The 17,933-nt window shown below is 54.9% G+C and carries 15 protein-coding genes and 1 pseudogene; 11 read left to right on the top strand and 5 right to left on the bottom strand.

All coding sequences use genetic code 11. From position 1 onward, the window contains the following. Positions 1-3 precede the first annotated feature (3 nt). Both SK3146_RS08325 and SK3146_RS08320 read right to left on the bottom strand, forming a co-directional pair. Positions 4-201 carry a hypothetical protein gene (locus SK3146_RS08325; RefSeq protein ID WP_249864641.1) on the bottom strand — a complete coding sequence of 66 codons (198 nt, stop codon included), beginning with the start codon at positions 199-201 and terminating at the stop codon, positions 4-6. A gap of 350 nt (positions 202-551) precedes the next feature. Then, positions 552-1,484, bottom strand: coding sequence for a hypothetical protein (locus SK3146_RS08320; protein WP_249864640.1), 933 nt, complete (start codon positions 1,482-1,484; stop codon positions 552-554). Between the two features lie 91 nt (positions 1,485-1,575). On the opposite strand from SK3146_RS08320, the gene SK3146_RS08315 reads away from it, so the two are divergent. After that, complete coding sequence (locus tag SK3146_RS08315) at positions 1,576-1,770, top strand: hypothetical protein (RefSeq protein ID WP_249864639.1); 195 nt, start codon at positions 1,576-1,578, stop codon at positions 1,768-1,770. 116 nt (positions 1,771-1,886) lie between these two features. On the opposite strand, the gene SK3146_RS08310 is transcribed toward SK3146_RS08315, so the two are convergent. Beyond that, positions 1,887-2,642 carry an IclR family transcriptional regulator gene (locus SK3146_RS08310; protein WP_249864638.1) on the bottom strand — a complete coding sequence of 252 codons (756 nt, stop codon included), beginning with the start codon at positions 2,640-2,642 and terminating at the stop codon, positions 1,887-1,889. 520 nt (positions 2,643-3,162) lie between these two features. On the opposite strand from SK3146_RS08310, the gene SK3146_RS08305 reads away from it, so the two are divergent. The 5 genes from SK3146_RS08305 (at position 3,163) to SK3146_RS08285 (ending at position 8,319) form a co-directional block, all read left to right on the top strand. After that, on the top strand, positions 3,163-4,275 hold the full coding sequence (locus SK3146_RS08305) for an ABC transporter substrate-binding protein (protein WP_249864637.1): 1,113 nt from the start codon (positions 3,163-3,165) through the stop codon (positions 4,273-4,275). Positions 4,276-4,285: 10 nt separating this feature from the next. Next, positions 4,286-5,398: an ABC transporter ATP-binding protein gene (locus SK3146_RS08300; RefSeq protein ID WP_249864636.1), complete on the top strand. Its 1,113-nt coding sequence runs from the start codon at positions 4,286-4,288 to the stop codon at positions 5,396-5,398. Between the two features lie 3 nt (positions 5,399-5,401). Then, complete coding sequence (locus SK3146_RS08295; RefSeq protein ID WP_249864635.1) at positions 5,402-6,268, top strand: ABC transporter permease; 867 nt, start codon at positions 5,402-5,404, stop codon at positions 6,266-6,268. Continuing rightward, positions 6,265-7,068, top strand: coding sequence for an ABC transporter permease (locus tag SK3146_RS08290; protein WP_375295562.1), 804 nt, complete (start codon positions 6,265-6,267; stop codon positions 7,066-7,068). Before SK3146_RS08295 ends, SK3146_RS08290 begins: the two co-directional genes overlap by 4 nt. Positions 7,069-7,182: 114 nt before the next feature. Continuing rightward, complete coding sequence (locus SK3146_RS08285; RefSeq protein ID WP_249866226.1) at positions 7,183-8,319, top strand: M20 family metallopeptidase; 1,137 nt, start codon at positions 7,183-7,185, stop codon at positions 8,317-8,319. Between the two features lie 68 nt (positions 8,320-8,387). On the opposite strand, the gene SK3146_RS08280 is transcribed toward SK3146_RS08285, so the two are convergent. After that, entirely contained in the window at positions 8,388-8,846 is a 459-nt protein-coding gene (locus SK3146_RS08280; protein ID WP_249864634.1) for a DUF2269 family protein, read from the bottom strand. Between the two features lie 91 nt (positions 8,847-8,937). Then, on the bottom strand, positions 8,938-9,582 hold the full coding sequence (locus SK3146_RS08275) for a hypothetical protein (protein ID WP_249864633.1): 645 nt from the start codon (positions 9,580-9,582) through the stop codon (positions 8,938-8,940). 194 nt (positions 9,583-9,776) lie between these two features. Here SK3146_RS08275 and SK3146_RS08270 point away from each other — a divergent pair, with 194 nt between their 5' ends. The 5 genes and pseudogenes from SK3146_RS08270 (at position 9,777) to SK3146_RS08250 (ending at position 17,758) form a co-directional block, all read left to right on the top strand. Further along, positions 9,777-10,463, top strand: a complete 687-nt coding sequence (locus SK3146_RS08270) for an HD domain-containing protein (protein WP_249864632.1) — start codon at positions 9,777-9,779, stop codon at positions 10,461-10,463. A 394-nt stretch (positions 10,464-10,857) separates the two neighbouring features. Next, positions 10,858-11,661, top strand: a complete 804-nt coding sequence (locus SK3146_RS08265) for a hypothetical protein (protein ID WP_249864631.1) — start codon at positions 10,858-10,860, stop codon at positions 11,659-11,661. 265 nt (positions 11,662-11,926) lie between these two features. Further along, positions 11,927-13,726, top strand: a complete 1,800-nt coding sequence (locus tag SK3146_RS08260; protein WP_249864630.1) for a sensor histidine kinase — start codon at positions 11,927-11,929, stop codon at positions 13,724-13,726. Continuing rightward, positions 13,698-15,329, top strand: coding sequence for a response regulator (locus SK3146_RS08255; RefSeq protein WP_249864629.1), 1,632 nt, complete (start codon positions 13,698-13,700; stop codon positions 15,327-15,329). Before SK3146_RS08260 ends, SK3146_RS08255 begins: the two co-directional genes overlap by 29 nt. Positions 15,330-15,500: 171 nt before the next feature. Beyond that, positions 15,501-17,758: pseudogene (locus SK3146_RS08250) on the top strand (glycoside hydrolase family 3 N-terminal domain-containing protein). Positions 17,759-17,933: the final 175 nt, after the last annotated feature.

Below are 17,933 nucleotides of genomic sequence, written 5' to 3'. Positions count from 1 at the left end.
ATTTTAATCATCCTTATCAACCTCTTTTCTGCAATTTTTTTCGATTTTAGCTTGCACACTAAAAGGGTGGTGAAAAAGTCCGCTGCGGTGTCCATTTGATCCTCCAATCGCTGTTGAAAACGGATTCTTTGGATTGTTTTTCGTTTTTCTGCGGAGAGAATCCGTTTTCAAAGGCGAACGCTTACGCTTTTCCAGATTCAAATGGCCCCTCCGCTCTTTTTTCACCAGACTTCTAATAGCTGCTGAAAAATAAAAAGCATTTTAACAAAGTAATAAGTGTGTATTTTAGTTTACACCATTTATTGGGAATATTAAAATTTTTCCATAAAAAACCACCAAAATCCAAAAAGAGAGCCCCTTGCTACTACGAGGCTCTCCCTCCTGCTGCAGCTGCCTTGACGTTGAACCTATTCGCTCAAGCTAGAGCTGCTATCTCGTCCGTTACAGCCGCTCTGTTATCCAGATCAAGCGTTCTGACAAGTTGCCAGTATTATTTTTTCCGAACAAGGCTTCGGACCCTCACGCCAGGCTATGCTTCTGCCGTGGCCGCATTACTCACCGAGCTTCAGCCAGCTGTCCCAATCGTGGATGCTGTAGCCCCGGAAGGAAGCATGGCCGCTGACTTTGCTAATCATGGAACCCAGCTCACCGGACATGGCGGCCTGTCCTTTATCGTAAAAGCTGCCGCCGGCTTCGCCGCTGTCGACCGTATCGATGGCCACAAGCACGGGAACGCCGGCTTGATCCGCCTCGTTAAGCTCTGTCCTCACCGACTCTTCAATCCCGTCGGCATTGTCGACATAAGCCATCAGGGTCACCTGGTCCATACGGCGAAGGAACCAGTCGGACAGTGTCGTCCGGCCGCCGTAGCCGTCCCTCACTTGAAAATGCTCAAGCCAGACCGGCATATCCATCCCGACCGTCAAATCCGAATCGGATTTGACCTCTTCGCGGAACCCGCTCACCGTATCCATCCATAAGCCCATCACAGCATCGGGATCGTTCCTCCATTCGGGCAGAACATACGGCTCGACGTCCAGATGAATGCCCGCGAACCGCTCATCGGGTTGAACCCGGCTATTGTACTGCTTCACCCAATAGATGAAATCGTACATCTTCTTATTATGCTCCGGAAGCACCCAATTCGGCGCTCCGCTCAGCGCATGGACGGCGATGCCTCTGGCCTTGGCTTCACGGATAAAGCGGCTGTAGTAAGATTCGGGATAGTCCGTATCGATAAACAAATAGACCCGGTTCACCCGGCGCTCCGTCAGCATCTCCAGTGTATTGCCTTCGTCGATGGCATACGGATTCCACATCCAGGTACTGACGACCATAGGTTCTGCAGCCTGCACTACTCCCGTCAGCTGCAGCTTGGATGGCAGCGGAGAGGGCAAGAAGGCGAGCGCCTGAAATGCGACGATACAACTTAGTATGATTTTGCCTGTGCGTCTGCTGCGTTTCAACCATCGTATCTTTTTCACTAATCTACTCCTTGTATATAAATCTTGAGCGACATGGTTACGAAAAGGCAGCCACCTAAAATCATTCGAGGGAAATTCAGGAAATGATAGGGTGCGGCCTCTAACGGAGAACGGATTGACGTATGCGGGCAACCGCCAAACCACGACAACGCAGGAGATCATGACGAATACGCCCTATGTGATCAGCTGCTCGTATATCATGCCTGCGGAAATGCAGGACCGCCAGTTCGTTCTGAATATCGTCTCGATACGGAGATGGCGGCTCCGGCGTCGACGACGACCGTAAGGTTCGTACGCTTTCAGCTTGGCTAAGCCAAAGTTCAAATTTGATATGATAAAAAAAGTAAGCAGCCGCCTTATCCTAGGGCAGCTGCTTTTTTATGTGAAACCATCGCGCAGGCTTCAGCCCTTATAGCCGAGGCCGGAGGAAATCGTGCGGGTCGCGGTCAAAACCGCCGCCGTCCACTGCTCTTGGGCCGGGACCATCCGATCGGTAGGGCCGATCGTACTGATCGATGCGATAACCTGCCCCGCTGCGTCAAAGATCGGGGCTGCGATTCCGGTAACGCCGACGTTGCGCAGATTGGAGCTCATCTCATAGCCGCGTTCGCGGATAGCGGCCAATCGCAGTTTGACGTCCTTCGGGTCCTTAAGGGAATGCGGCGTAAAAGTCCGAAGCTCCTCGCCGAGGACGGCGTCGATAAATGCCTCGTCCTGAAAGGCGAGAATCGACCGCGATGCGCTCGTTGCGTACAGCGGAAAGCGGCGGTACACCTCGATATCGAAGCGGATCGGATACTGAGAGTCGATCTTGTCGACATAGATGGCATCCTTGCCGTCGATAACGCACAGGCAGACGAGCTCCTTCGTAGCGGAAGCCAGATTGAGCAGATGGGGACGGGCAAATTCGACCATGTTATGATCCTTGAGCACTTTGTTGCCGAGCTCAAGCAGCGTATAGCCCAGCGAGTACTGCTTGTTGTTCGGGTTTTGACGAATAAGCCCTTCGCTCTCCAACGTAATAAGGAGCTTGTGGACGGCGCCTTTGGACAAGCCTAACCGTTTGCTCAGATCGGTAACGCCCAGCTCTTTGGGCGAGTCGAGGAACAGCTTCAACAGATGACAGCTATTTTTAACGGAGGACAAATACGTTTCCATTGGTTTCCTTCTCCCTTAGACAAGTACGAAAATATTGGTATTTTATCACAATGCTTTCATTTTTCCTAGTGGAAGCCTATTCATTCCGAGAGGCCGGCAATGGCCCGGAACGATGAAGAAGCGAAGGCAATTAGCAATAAAATTTTGAACATTTCCAATTGATAAAACGGATATTTCATGCTAATATCGTTTTATGGTTCACATATAGTATACATTGTTCACGCATAGTGAACAAGGCGAAATTGCAAAAACTTTTACTTATCCTTGTTTAACCCAGTAACGAAGCCGGCGGCAAACGAACCGGCAACGCTCGTTCCCGTCTTTGAATCCGCTTTCTTCACATTCACAGGGCCAGGGCGGCTTATCCCGGCCGAGTGGCGGCATTCATCTCTTCGGATTTTTACGGCCGTTTCTTACGTATTTGGCAAGGCGTTTGCGGCAAGCGATAAGCCGGGCTGTCCGGCTGCCGCTCCTGCGAATTCCTATACCATATAAACAGCAATTATAAGGGAGGATCATCATGAAGAAAAAGACTATCTCCGCATTATCTGCCGTACTACTGTTTGGAAGCATTCTGGCGGGCTGTGGTTCGTCGCCCGGCAAACCGGCCGATCCGGCTCCGGCGGCTGAAGGTAAAACGGCGGACGGTTTGAAGCCGGAGAAGCAGTTGGTAGTGGCCGGCAACGGCGCAACCGTCGAGCAGCTGATGAAGGATGAAATTTTCAAAAAGTTCAATGAGAAATACCCCGACGTCAAATTGACTTACGTCTCCGGCGTTTCCACTGAAATCGTTGCCAAAGCGAAGGCACAAAAGGCGTCGCCGCAAATGGACGTAACGATCGTGGAAGGCGGGGAGCAGGAAGCGGGCCGCGTGGAAGGATTGTGGGAATCGCTGAGCGAGGCGGATATTCCTAGTATGAAGAGGGTGTCCGGCGACTTGAAGATGAAGGACAACAGCGGAGTAGCGGTCAATTTTACGCCGATGGGCATTTCGTATAACGAAGCGCTCGTGAAGGAGAAGAATCTCCCGGTGCCGGCTTCATGGAACGATCTGACCAAACCGGAGATGAAGGGCAACCTGACCTTGTCCGAAATTTCCAGCAATTTCGGCCGCTCTACGTTGATCATGCTGGCCTACGCCAACGGCGGCAGCGAGAGTAATATGGATCAAGGCTTCGCCAAAATGAAAACGATCGCAGGCTACATGCCTACATTTGCGAAGAGCGCTGCACAGCTCCAGCAAAACCTGCAAAACAAGAGCGCCGTTTATACGACCTGGACGATGGCCCGCAGTCTGGTGCAGAAGGATGCCGGGCTGGAGCTGAAATTCGTCGTGCCGAAAGAGGGAGCCAATCTGGTGCCTAACGTAGCGACGATCGTCAAGGGAGCCAAAAATCCGAATGCCGCCAAGCTGTTCGTCGAATTCCTGCTATCGGACGAAGTGCAAAAGCTGTATGCCGGCAAGCTGTATTATAATCCAGCGACGGATGTGAAGCTGCCGGACGATACGGCGAAGCAGCTGGAGTTCGATCGCAGCAAGGTTGTGAAATTCGATCTGGAGACCGTAGGCGCGAAAACGCCGGAGTGGATTGACCGGTTCAACAAAGAGATTGCACCCAGTGTAGGAAAATAGGTGAGAGAACGTGGCCAAAACATACGATGTAGAGCTGCATAGCATACGAAAAACGTTCGGTTCGAACGTGGTGGTGGACAACTTTGATTTGCAAATCGAGCAGGGAGAGTGCATCTCCTTCCTCGGCCCTTCAGGCTGCGGCAAGACAACGACGTTGAATATGATCGCAGGCTTTCTCGATCCCGATCAGGGGGAGCTGATCATCAAAGGAAAACGAATGAACGGCGTTGCGGCCAATAAGCGGGATTTGGGCATGGTGTTTCAGACGTACTCGCTGTTTCCCCACATGACGGTGGCAAACAATGTCGCATACGGCCTGAAGCTGCGCAAGGTGCCGAAGGCGGAGATCCAGAGCAGGGTGCGGCGCGTGCTGGAGCTGGTGAAGCTGCCGCATGTGGCGGACCGCTATCCGAAGCAGCTGTCCGGCGGCCAGCGCCAGCGGATCGCTATCGCGAGGGCGCTCGTCACCGAACCGTCGCTCTTGCTGCTGGACGAACCGCTCAGCAATCTCGACGCTAAGCTGCGCGAAGAGCTGAGAGATGAATTGAAGCGTCTGCATCAGGAGACGGGCGTTACGACGATCTTCGTCACTCACGATCAGGAGGAAGCTTTGTATTTGTCCGACCGCATCGTCGTGCTGGATCACGGCAAAGTCGAGCAGATCGGCACGCCTTGGGACATTTATAACGAACCGGCGAGCGAGTTCGTTCACACGTTCATCGGCAAGTCGAACCGGATGCAAGGTAAAGTGACAGGGATACAGGGGACCAGGCTTGCGCTGTCCGCAGGGGATGCGGGAGGCGCATTCGAGCTACAGGCAAGCCCGCGCGGAAGTAGCTTCGCCGCCGGCCAGCGCGTCTCGATCTATATCCGGCCGGAGAAGCTGATGCTGGCGCCGGACGGCGAGTCGGCAAGCGGCAGCCGTTACGCCTGCGCGCAGGGGCGGGTCAGGCAGCTGTCCTTCCTCGGAGCCTTCGTCGAATGCGAGGTGGCGGTCGGCAGCGAATCCTTAACGGTGCGCGTGCAATCGGCGGCTCAGCAAGGAAGGCTTGAAACGGGGCAAGCCGTGACGGTGTGCTGGAATCCGGACGATGTATTCGTCTTCCCCGGGAAGGAGCGATAAACGATGGCGTCATCCACGGCAAAATCCCAAGGATCGCTGCGCACGGCGCTCCTGCTGCTCGCCCCCGGTCTTATCGTGCTGCTCGGCGCGTTCCTGATCCCGATGCTGTATATTTTCCTGCAGAGCGTGCAGGATGAGCAGCAGCGGTTGACGCTGCATAATTATGCGCTGTTCGTGCAGGACCCTTACTATCTTCAAGTGCTGTGGCGGACGATCCGGCTCAGCGTGTATACGGTTATCGTGACCTTGGTTCTGGCTTATCCGGTGGCGATGTTCATGGCCAAAACGACCGGAAAGCTGCGGGGTATCGTGACGTTCCTGATCATTTCCCCGCATCTGATCAGCGTCGTTATCCGCAACTTCGGCTGGGTCGTGATCCTCGGCGAGAAGGGCTGGATCAATGCGACGCTCATCAAGCTGGGGCTGATCGATAAGCCGCTGCGGCTGCTCTACAACGAGCTTGGCGTCGTCATCGGCTTGACCGACTCGTTCGTCGTCTACATGGTGTTGTCGATCGCCACCAGCCTGTACGCCATCGACGCCTCGCTCTATAAGGCGGCCGGCATTCTCGGGGCGTCCCGGCTGAAGTCGTTCCTGACCATCACGCTGCCGCTCAGCCTGCCGGGGATGATCGCTGGCATTACGCTTGTGTTCAGCTTGTCGATGAGCGCCTTCGTCACGCCGGCATTGATGGGGGGAACCTCGGTCAAAGTGCTGCCGGTGATCGCGTACGAGAAAATTATGGCGACGCTCAATTGGCCGTTAGGGGCAGCCTTGTCGTTCCTGCTGCTGGCCTCGACTTACGCGCTGGTTGCCCTGTTTACGAGAATCATCGAAACGAAACGGTATAAAGAGGTGTTTTCATCATGATGCGGCGATTTCCTCTACTAGGCTTCATTACTGCGATTGTTATTATATTCGTCATCTCGCCGCTTCTGGTCGTTATTCCGGTTTCGTTGACTTCGAAAAATGTGCTGACCTTCCCGCCCGAAGGGTTCTCGTTCAAATGGTACGCCAAAATCGCCGACCGGCCTGAATTCATCGACGCCTTCATCTTCAGTCTGGAGCTGGCGGCGATCACGGCGGTGCTCGCTACGCTGGCCGGCACTTTGGGAGCGCTGGCGCTGCACAAATATTCCTTTCGCGGCAAAAAGCTGATTCATGCGCTGATGCTTTCGCCTCTAACGATTCCGTCGCTTATTATCGGGATTGCGGCGCTGCTGTTTTTCACCCGCATCGCCATTGCCGGGACGTTCTGGGGGCTGCTCGCCACGCATATTCTGATCTCGGTGCCGTTCGTCGTCAGGCTGACGCTGACCGGGCTCAGCTCCTACGATTATACGCTGGAGCGGGCGGCTTATATTCTCGGGGCGAAGCCGGGGCAGGTGTTCCGGGATATTACGCTGCCGCTGCTGAAGCCGGCGCTGATCTCCGGATTTATTTTCTCGTTTCTGACCTCGTTCGATAACGTGACGGTTTCGTTATTTCTGGTGTCGCCGCAGACGACGACGCTGCCGCTGGCCATCTTCAGCTATATGCAGGAGACGCTCGATCCGCTGGTCGCTTCGATCTCCTCGGTGGTCATTTTGCTCAGTCTCGTCTTTATTCTGATTCTCGAATTCGTCTACGGCCTGGACCGGCTGTTCGGCTCGAACTCTCAAGCCCATTAAGGCGGTTTGAGTCCCCGGCACGGCGAACGCGGAACAAACTATAAATTGTACTTATAACCGGGATACCGTCAGGTGTCCTCTCAGAACCATTGTCAGGAAAGGTTAAGGAGAGCGATGTCATTACTTGCCAGAATAGAAAGCTATATGCCGGAGCTGCTCGCGCTGCTCGAAGCATGCGTCAACATGGACTCGCCCTCGAAGAGCAAAGCCCATAACGACCGGATGGCCGAATGGTTCGCCGCGACGGCGGAGCGGCTGCTCACGGCGAAGGCGACCCGGCTGCCCCATCCGGAGGCGGGCGACCGGCTTCTGATCGAAGCGGGAACGGGATCGCGCCGTATTTTGCTGGTCGGCCATTACGATACGGTATGGCCGGAAGGAGAGGCCGCCCGGCGGCCGTTCGCCATCCGCGAAGGGCGGGCGTACGGCCCCGGGGTGTACGACATGAAGGCCGGCGTGCTGCAGGCCTTGTACGCCATGAAGGCGCTGCAGGACAGCGGAGCGTGGCCTGCGGATACTCGCGCGCTGTTGTTCCTCAACAGCGACGAGGAGATCGGCAGCCCGGCTTCGCGCGGGCTGATCGAAGAGCTCGCGCGCGGAGCGGACGCGGCGCTCGTATTGGAGCCGCCCATGGCTCCGATGGGCGCGCTCAAGACCGCCCGCAAAGGGAGCGGGCGGTACAGGCTGGAAGTGCGCGGGGTATCCGCGCACGCCGGGGTTGCGCCGGATCGCGGCGTCTCCGCGATCCATGAGCTGGCGCTGCAGATTCAGCGCCTGCATGCAATGTCCGACGCCTCCGTCGGCACGAACGTGAACGTCGGCATCGTCCGCGGGGGGATCGGCACGAACGTCGTCGCCGATTTCGCCGAGGCCGAAATCGACGTTCGCGTGCCGACGACGGCCGAGGCCGAGCGCGTGCATGCGGCGCTGCTCGGGCTGAAGCCGCACCACCCGCTCGCGCAGGTGGCGGTGAGCGGCCGGATGATGCGGCCGCCGATGGAGCGCACCGCCGAGAGCGGCCGGCTGTTCGAGCTTGCCCGAGTCATTGCCCGCGAGGAGCTCGGCTTCGAGCTCGGCGAGGCCGCGACCGGCGGCGTCAGCGACGGCAATTTTACCGCCGCCTGCGGCGTGCCGACGCTCGACGGACTCGGGGCGAGCGGCGATTTCGCTCATGCGCCCGGGGAATATGTGAACGTGGCGGAGATTCCGCTGCGCACCGCGCTGCTGGCGCTTTTGCTGGCCCGCATATAAACAAACAGCCTGCGTGTTCCGTCTCGGCGGAAGGCAGGCTGTTATTTCTTTTTCCGGAATAAGGCAGGTTAAGGAAGCTCCGGTTTGACGATCATCGCGGCGAACAGCAGAAGGCCGAGCAGCGTCGCCGCATACAGCCGCTTATTAATGGAAGCGACCTGCTGCTGCAGCTCGGCGGACAGCATATCCCGATCCCTTAAGGCGGGATCGGCGAGAGCTTCCCGCAGCCTCCTTCGCTCGGGAATGACTTGGGCGACGATAATATATTGAATGAGGATATAAATAACTAGCGAACCGGCGATCCAAAGATCAAGAAAATGCAGCTTCGACAGCGCTACGAGCGCAATGCCGGTGACGATCGCGACGCTTCCTCCGGCAACCGGAAAAAAATCCAGCATTTTATTCAGCCGGATCGACTGCTTCAGCTCTGCAACCGACTGTCTGCGGCGGTACAGCACATGGCTGAAGTAAGTCGGTCCGATGCCGATAATAGCGGATAATACATGCAGCAAGACAAGCCAGTTCAACAACCATACCTCCTACGCATGAAAAATAAACCCAGTTTAACTATACATGGTTATCAGCGATTTGAGATACAGTTATAGAAAAATATGGATATTAAATTTTCTTTACCTTCTTCACTCGTTTCGGCAAGGCTGCTGCAGCAGAAAGTTGCAGCGTTCTGGTCGTCCGGTTATATGAAAGCCGCCACTTTCTCCGCGGCGCAAGGCCGAAGCTGCGCATCGTTGCGGGCGTTAAGCGGAACGTTTCGTCCAATTCGTTAGCCGGTATGATCAGGCGCAATTTCTTGCTTGCGGCGCCTCTGGTTAACGTGATGGCCGTGCCGGCCGCTTTCTCCGGAATCCCCAGCCAGCTGAGCAGCGCATAGCCGATGACGATGGCGCCTTCTCTGCCCTTGCGCAGCTCGGCAAGCAGCAGGCCGGAGGAGCTGCTGACGGTTTGCGGATACAGCAGGAGCGCTCCGGTTCCGGGGGAGAAGTCCAGACTGACGCGCTGGCCGTTCTTCAGGCCGAAGGTTTTGGCCAGAGCCGGGCCGATCTCCATATAGCTAAACGGGCACTCGCTGCCGCTCTCATGCCGGACGACGATTTTGCTTTCAATGGCCGCTTTTTTCAAAGTCAATCCGGCCCCGTTCGGGATGGTCCTCAGTTCGCCCGACAGACCGGCCCCGCAAGCGACCAGAACGATCTGATTGTCTTTCAAGTCTTCCGATTCGTATACGTCCACGACGCCTGTAGCCATTGTTCCTCACTCCTTTCATTACCCTGTTACCGGCTTATTGTTTGCGGTACGCATGTTTTGTAGAATATGAATGCGGCCAACCGTTTGCTTGTATGGCTGTACCGAAAAGCTCCCGTTTTAGGTTGAAGCGGCAGGCGGAAGCAGGTATACTCGGGTTCGGATAGTAGCCGGGAACGAAGGAGGAATCGACTGTTATGACCAAGGAACGAATATTGCTGAAGGCCGCCGAGGATGTGCGGCGCGAGCTGGAGTCCGATTCGAGCGGACACGACTGGTGGCATATCGTCCGCGTGACGCGGATAGCCCGGTATATCGCCCGGCAGGAACAAGCCGACGCGTTCGTCTGCGAGCTGGCCGCGCTGCTGCACGATATTGCCGACGAGAAGCTGAATCCTACCGCCGAAGCAGGTATGGCCAAGGTGCGGGAGAGGCTGGCCGAGTATGAGGTAGATGAGTCCGATGCGGCTCATGTTATGGAAATTATTGGAACGATGTCTTATAAAGGAGGCCATAATCCTCCGGTTCGGACGAAGGAAGCGCAGGTCGTCCAGGATGCGGACCGGATCGATGCGCTCGGGGCGATCGGGATCGCCCGTACGTTTGCCTATGCAGGCTGGAAAGGGAGCGTCATCTACGACCCCATGCAGCCATACCGGGAAACCATGACGCATGAGGAATACCGCAAGGGTTCATCTCCCGCAATCAATCATTTCTACGAGAAGCTGCTGAAGCTGTCCGGCTTGATGAACACGGAGACGGGCAAGCGGATGGCTGTCGCACGGCATAAGTATATGGAGGCGTTCCTGGAGCAATTTTATTCCGAATGGGACGGGCTCGGCATGGAGCCGTTAGACGAGGGCTCTTCCTCTGACGAAGCATAAACGGCAGAAGCCGGAATAACGAACGCGAGTCTGTTATGTAACATAATCGCGGTTCGGAAAAACCAGTAATGACGCGGGTTCCCGGCGACATGGGAAAATAGCGGCGGCGCCAAAAGGCGCCGTTTGTCATTAATTGGGGAAATAACGTCAATCCAAAATTCGCAGTTTCATGCAGAAAGCAAATGCCAATTATTTTAATTGCTTCTATCGATTAACCCGCCTTCTTCAATATTTCGCGCTGTCGAGGCGGTTCCACACGTACAGCCACGTGGGGAACGCGTCATAAGCGTGGCGGATTATACCCGGCTGGAACAAGTGAAAGCTGGGTGTTGCGCAACTTTCATTGTATTGGTGTCGTCATAATCGTAAAGTGAAAATTTGAGGGGGGGAGCTTATGCGAAACAATGTTGCCGTTGCCGTTCTATGCTTCATATCGGCTATTTTTATTTTGTCCTCATGTAATTCGGTAAACCCACAGGAAAAGGCTATAGAATCATCCAATCAGCACAAACAACTAGTGAACGCAAGTGCTGAAAACTTGGAAACTCAAGGGACTGCAGACAATTCAATCCGGGCAGTTGGAATGCAAAAGGAAGGACGGTTGTTAGTCCGGCCTGCAACAAAAGCAACTGTATCTCCATTGGGGTCGCCAAGTTGTTACGGACAGGAAACAGACCTGCGATGGTATGGAGATTATGAAGCGGTATGGGAAGCGGATTCGGAGGGGACCATGATTCTACAACAAACAGACCAAGTAAGGCCGAACGAAACCGCGCAATGGACGCTCTCAAATGAGATGGAGAAACGGTATGAACAATTTGCTGAGAAAAAAGACGAGGAATTGCTTCGGAAGCTTTCACCGCTTGACGTATTCAAGTTTTATGTAAAGGCATCGGAAGCGGGCGACTACGAAGTGAGCTACGCGCTTTTTATCAAAGACCCTGATTACGATATACCGAGTTACCAATCATATATAAATGATATTTCAAATGATAAGGTCACGATAGAGCGTTCCCGAAAAATGTGGACTGAGCTGAAGCAAACTCATGAGTTGGTAGAAGAAATCGACGAGAAGAGCGCTGTGATATGGATGACTGACGGCATCGGAAATCCGAAGGAGGAGAAAGCGTTTCAACTCATTCAGAACCGTGAAGGCATCTGGAAAGTAGCTTGGATGCCTTTGCAGTATGTCAATTGACGTCCGAAGATTATTGGATAAGCCGCTTAACGTCGCTTCCCTTATTTTCATATCTTCCGCGATTTCTTTTTGCGTCTTTCCAGTTTTGCGTATAAGTCCTTTAATTTAAGCCTAATCAATTACTTTTCACCGTCCTTTCGCACCCGGCTTTATCGAAGATTTGGGAAAGACAATTGTTGAAAGCGCTTCATCGTGATAAGATAGAAAAAAATTCAGCGTGCTTGTCCGTTGATAAGCCGATTGGCGCCGAAAGGAGCGGGGGTGCATGAGGCGGTACATGACGGAATGGAGGCAAAAGCTGTTCCAATCGCTGCGCAACAAGATTTTATTTGTCTTTCTGCTGCTTATTCTCCCATTAAGCTTGATGCTGATTTATTACAACTTTTACGCCACGGAGGTGATTCGCAATCAGGTCGCCCATTCCAACGAGAACGTCCTGAGCATGTATATGGGGACGCTGGATCGGGAGCTGGAGGATATCGACAAATATTTGTATAACTTGATCGCCAAGGAATCCGACCTGCTGGCGCTGGACGTGCCGGAGGCCAATGATGCCGAGGCATACAATCTGGCGCGAATCCGCGTTCACAACAAGCTGGGGAATGACGCCGTGTATTACGATAAGATCGAGATGTTCTTCGTTTATTCGCAGACGAACGAGGATCTGATCGCCGCGCAGAGCCAAACGATGACCTATCCGGAGCAGGAACGGCTGAAGAACGCGCTGTCCCTTCTGTTTACGGAAGATTTCGACGGGTATACCGACCGCAATCTCTGGTTTCTCCGTCAGGAGGGCGATCAGCCCCCCTCCTTGTACCGGATCATCCGGTACGGCAACGTGCTGCTCGGCGCGGTGATGAGCACGGATCAAATGATGGCGCCGTTCGGATCGGCCGATTTGGGGACGGGAGGCCGGTTCGTTCTCGTCAACGAACAGGACGAGCCTGTTGCTGACGATCCGCTGCTGGACCGGGAGGGGATCAAGCTTTACGCTCCTGCCGGTTCTTATCGGATGGAGGGGAGAGGAAGCTCCTATATGGTCGTCAGCAAGAGCTCGAACAAAGGGGCCTTTCGCGTGGTCGCCCTGATCCACGACAAGCAAATAATGGAGAACATTCCGCCGCTGCGCCGGATTGTGATCATGATCGTTGTGGCGACCTTCATTGTGCTGCCGATCGTCTATTTCTTTTTGCGGCGGGCGGTGCTCGTTCCGATGAAGCGGCTCGTTTCGGCCATGCGCAAAATTAAATCCGGCGACTGGGAAGTGCGGATCGATCCGAAAGCTTCTTCGGACGAATTTGCGATCATCAATGAAACGTTCAATGCGATGGCGACGCAAATTAAGGAATTAAAAATTAACGTTTACGAGGAGCAGTTGAACAATCAGAAGACGGAGCTTAAGCATCTTCAGCTGCAAATCAATCCGCATTTTTTTCTCAATTCGCTAAATATCGTCTATCATCTGGCTCAGGTAAAAAATTTCCAGCTCATTCAAGATATGTCGCTCAGTCTGGTGCAGCATTTCCGGTATATGTTCCGCAGCAATATGTCTTTGGTGCCGCTGCAGGACGAGATAGGGCATACGCGCAATTACGTCCGAATCCAGGAGCTGCGCTTCCCCGACAAGCTCACGGCGTCGATCACGGTCGAAGATCCTTGCATGGATGTTCTGGTACCGCCGCTCGTCTGCCAGACCTTTGTCGAGAATGCCATCAAGCATGCCGTTTCAATGGACAATCCGCTGCATATATCGGTTAAGGCGTATGTCGACTGGGAAGATCCGCTCTGGATGTGGATCGATATTCGCGATACGGGCAAAGGCTTCGACGAGGATGTGCTGGACAAGCTGTCCGAGGGCATCGACATCGGCGACGAGCTGGGGAACCATATCGGCATTTGGAACATTCAGCGCAGAGTGCGCCTGCTGTACGAGGAAGACGACGCCGGCGTCTATTTCTCGAACGGGATCGATTGCGGGGCGATTGTGCAAATTCGGCTGCCGATAACTTATAGAAAGGCAAGGGAGGAGGAATACGATGTATCAAGCGCTGCTGGTGGACGATGAGCGTTACGCTCTGGACGGGCTGCAGTCGGGGGTGGATTGGAACGGCCTGCGGGTCGGGCATGTCCATCTCGCTTCCAATATACGTCAAGCCAAGGAGCTGATAAGCAGCTACCCGGTCGATTTTCTGATCTGCGATATCGAGATGCCCGAAGGCAGCGGACTTGAGCTGCTGATGTGGGTCAGGGAGCATTATCCGGAGAAAGAGTGCATCTTCCTGACCTGCCATGGGGATTTCGCGTATGCCAAGCAGGCCATTCAGCTTGGCAGTCACGATTACTTGCTGAAGCCCGTACGCTACAGCGAGCTGGAGGAAGTTATCGGCAAAGTGCTGGATAAGGTGGAAAAACGGCGGCAGGAGGCGGAATTCAAACGAAGCTACGCCCACTACTTCACTTTATGGCAGCAGCATCAGCCGCTCATTATCGAAAGGTTCTGGCTCGATCTGCTCAACCGGACGCTGTCTTCCGATCCGCAGGAGATCGATAAAGCGTTGGCATTGCGCAACATTCCGTACACCGGGCAGACGCGATTCGCGCCGATTCTGATCAGCGTGCAGCGATGGAGAAGAAAGCTCGCTCCGCGCGACGAGAAAATTATGGAGTATGCGCTGCGCAATGCCGCGGCCCATAGTCTGATTCCGAATCAGGACATGGGCCAAGTCATTCCGTGGCATGCCGGTTCGATGATCGCGCTTCTGCCTTGCCTGGATGACGGAGAGGAGGAGCGGGAGAAGCTCGACTGGAGAGATAAGTGCCGGGCGTTCATTCAATTTTGCAACCAGAGCATGTACTGCGAATTGTCCTGCTATATCGGCAGACCTGCCTATCTTCATCAAATAAGCGAGCTTGTCGAAAGCTTGGGCGGATTTCATAAAAATAACGTCATTCACGTAAATCAAGCCTATTTTATGGAGGAGCAGCCTGCGCAGGAGGAAACGGAGCGCGACGCGAAGCTGACGGATAACCCGCTTGTGAGCGAGTGGACCGAGCTGCTGAAGCAGGGGGAGCGGGAGCGGCTGCTGAGCGAGGTACAATCGTATCTGAACCGGATTAAAGCGAGGGAGAAGGGAAGCGCGCGCATTCTTCATTATTTTTATCACGACTTTATTCAAATGATCTACTATGTGCTTCATGCCAAAGGGTTGAAGGCTCATGACATATTCTCCGACCTCTTGTCGCCCGAGCAGGCGCTCGTCGTAACGCGTTCCTTCGTCGAGCTGAACGAATGGGCGGGGCATGTCATCGAAATTGCTATGGCTAATCTGCATGAGCGGGAAGAAAGCGAGAGCATCGTGGATAAGGTGCAGGTCTTCATCGCCGCGAATCTGGACCAGCCCTTGACGCGTAAAGATATTGCCAATCACGTGTATCTGAATCCGGACTACTTGGCCAAATTGTTCAAAAAGCAGACCGGCGTTGCGCTTTCGGATTATGTCGTGAGCGAGCGTATGAAGGAAGCCAAATCGATGCTGGAGCATACCGGAGCTTCTATCGGGATCGTAGCCGCCTCCGTTGGCTATTCCAGCTTCTCGTATTTCTCCAAAACGTTTAAAAACAAGTTCGGGATGACGCCCCAGGAGTTCCGGGCGGAGCTTCCCCGATAAACGCGGACAGCCTGCGGAAACGACAATGTCCGAATAATGACAATAACGAGTCTGTTTTCCGTTAGAAACGGCGGGCGCGTTCCCGCTACAATAGGAAGGGACATTCCTCACGGGATTAGGCGGGCATAAGATGCGGAGCCTGTGACCGATGAGTTCAGAAGGGGGATTACGATGAGTTCTAACCAGAACGACGAAGCTATCCGTTATGTGCAAAACGAAGGGGGCCTTTGCTCGCCTATAGCGAAGCCTCCGGGGTACGCATCCTATACCGGGACGGCCTTGCCTTCAAAGATCATAGCAAGGACGGCGACCTGGACGACTATGAGGATTGGCGGCTGTCGCCCGATGAAAGGGCCAAGGATTTGGCATCGAAGATGACGATCGAACAAATCGCCGGCTTGATGCTGTACAGCTCCCATCAGGCTATTCCCGGCGCCATGGGTTGGAATCCGGCCACTTACGGGGGCGCCGGGTTCAGGGAAAGCGGGGCGCCGTCCTGGGAGCTGACGGATCAGCAGCGGGCCTTCTTATCCAAGGATCATATCCGCCATGTTCTGGTCACTAAGGTGGAAAGTCCGGAAACGGCGGCAAGGTGGAACAATCGCCTGCAAGCCTTTGCCGAAGGACAGCCTCTCGGCATTCCGGCCAACAACAGCTCGGACCCGCGCCATGGACGCGATTCCTCGGCCGAATTCAACAGCGGCGGAAACGGAGGTCTCTCGGTATGGCCCGAGTCCATGGGGCTTGCGGCGACGTTCGATCCGGAGGTTGCCAAACGGTTCGGCGAGGTGGCTTCGCGGGAATACCGCCTGCTCGGACTGGCGACCACGCTGTCTCCGCAGGTGGACATCGCGACCGATCCGCGCTGGTTCCGCTTCGGCATGACGTTCGGCGAAGATCCGCAGCTTTCGGCCGACATGGGCCGAGCTTATATCGACGGCTTCCAAACCTCGGAAGGAGAAGCGGAAATTGCCGGCGGCTGGGGGTATCACAGCGTTAACGCAATGGTGAAGCATTGGCCCGGCGGAGGATCGGGTGAAGGCGGACGCGACGCGCATTTCGGCTACGGCAAATACGCCGTATATCCCGGAAATAACTTCAACGAGCATCTGATCCCGTTTACGGAAGGAGCGTTCCGGTTGAGCGGCAAGACGGAACAAGCATCCGCGGTCATGCCGTATTATACGATTTCTTTTGACCAAGATAAGAAAAACGGGGAAAACGTGGGAAATAGCTACAGCTCTTATATGATCCAAGATTTACTGCGCGGGGAGGCCGGCTACGACGGCGTCGTCTGCACCGATTGGGGCATTACGGCCGATGAGCCGGAGATCGACCGCTTGTTCCCGGGCGGACGCTGCTGGGGAGTGGAAGAGTCGCATACGGTGGCTCAAAGGCATTATAAGCTGCTAATGGCCGGCGTGGACCAATTCGGCGGAAACGACCAGGCCGGACCGATCGTAGAGGCATATCGCATCGGGGTAGCGGAGCATGGAGAAGCCTTCATGCGCAGCCGGTTCGAGCAATCCGCCGTCCGCCTGCTGCGTAACCTGTTCCGGCTGGGACTGTTCGAGAACCCGTACGTGCAGGTTGCGGACACGATCGCTCAAGCGGGCTGCGAGGAGTTTGTCCGCGCCGGCTTCGAAGCGCAGCTGAAATCATGCGTATTGCTGAAGAATGAACGGCAGACGCTTCCGCTGCCTAAGCGCCGGAAAGTATATATCCCGAAGCGGAGCCTTCCCGCCGGCACGGACTGGTTCGGCACGGCCACGCCTGCCGTGGACGCCTATCCGCTTAACCTGGAGACGGTCAGCCGGTATTTTGAAGTGACGGAACATGCGGAGGAAGCGGATTTTGCCCTTGTCTGCATCGAAAATCCTCACTCTTCGATGGGGTACAGCAGGTCAGACGCGGAAGCCGGAGGAACGGGCTACGTGCCGATCAGCCTGCAGTACGGCCCGTACACTGCGGAGCATGCCCGCGAATCGAGCATCGCCGGCGATCCTCGGGATACGGCGGACCGCAATTACAGAGGGAAGCGTATTACCGTAGCCAATGAAGGCGACCTGGACATGGTGCTGCGGACGAAGCAGTTGATGCAGGAGAAGCCGGTCGTCGTCTCGATCACGCTGTCTAATCCCGCCGTCCTGGAGGAATTCGAGGCGGCAGCCAGCGCGATCATCGCGAACTTCGGCATTCAGGACGAGGCTCTTATGGAGCTATTGACCGGAGGAGCCGAGCCGAGCGGACTGCTGCCGTTCCAAATGCCTGCTCATATGAAAACGGTGGAAGAGCAATGCGAGGACGTGCCGCATGATATGGAGGTATATATCGATTCGGCCGGCCATGCCTATGATTTTGCTTACGGACTGAACTGGAGCGGAACGATTCGCGATGAACGGGTCGACCGCTACCGCAAACAGCATTGAGCCGTACAACACGCGCCCCCGGCACTGCCGGGGGTTTTTACGTTCGCATAGGGGCTGTTAAGACAAGCCGCAGGATAGGCTGCCTTTCTGCTTGTCGTTTTGCAGCATATCATATCTGGATTTTTACAACGACAGGTCTGCATTGCGTTAGATGGCGGAGGCCGGGCATTATACA

This window comes from Paenibacillus konkukensis (genome assembly GCF_023523925.1).
Classification (GTDB): Bacteria; Bacillota; Bacilli; order Paenibacillales; family NBRC-103111; genus Paenibacillus_S; species Paenibacillus_S doosanensis.
This window is presented reverse-complemented; position numbering and strand designations above follow the sequence as displayed.

What these genes read in the sequence shown, in the direction of transcription:
- SK3146_RS08270 (WP_249864632.1), top strand. Translation starts at nt 9,777, where the DNA reads ATGACCAAGGAACGAATATTGCTGAAGGCCGCCGAGGATGTGCGGCGC.
- SK3146_RS08265 (WP_249864631.1), top strand. Translation starts at nt 10,858, where the DNA reads ATGCGAAACAATGTTGCCGTTGCCGTTCTATGCTTCATATCGGCTATT.
- SK3146_RS08310 (WP_249864638.1), bottom strand. Translation starts at nt 2,642, where the DNA reads ATGGAAACGTATTTGTCCTCCGTTAAAAATAGCTGTCATCTGTTGAAG.
- SK3146_RS08290 (WP_375295562.1), top strand. Translation starts at nt 6,265, where the DNA reads ATGATGCGGCGATTTCCTCTACTAGGCTTCATTACTGCGATTGTTATT.
- SK3146_RS08295 (WP_249864635.1), top strand. Translation starts at nt 5,402, where the DNA reads ATGGCGTCATCCACGGCAAAATCCCAAGGATCGCTGCGCACGGCGCTC.
- SK3146_RS08305 (WP_249864637.1), top strand. Translation starts at nt 3,163, where the DNA reads ATGAAGAAAAAGACTATCTCCGCATTATCTGCCGTACTACTGTTTGGA.
- SK3146_RS08275 (WP_249864633.1), bottom strand. Translation starts at nt 9,582, where the DNA reads ATGGCTACAGGCGTCGTGGACGTATACGAATCGGAAGACTTGAAAGAC.
- SK3146_RS08260 (WP_249864630.1), top strand. Translation starts at nt 11,927, where the DNA reads ATGAGGCGGTACATGACGGAATGGAGGCAAAAGCTGTTCCAATCGCTG.
- SK3146_RS08255 (WP_249864629.1), top strand. Translation starts at nt 13,698, where the DNA reads ATGTATCAAGCGCTGCTGGTGGACGATGAGCGTTACGCTCTGGACGGG.
- SK3146_RS08285 (WP_249866226.1), top strand. Translation starts at nt 7,183, where the DNA reads ATGTCATTACTTGCCAGAATAGAAAGCTATATGCCGGAGCTGCTCGCG.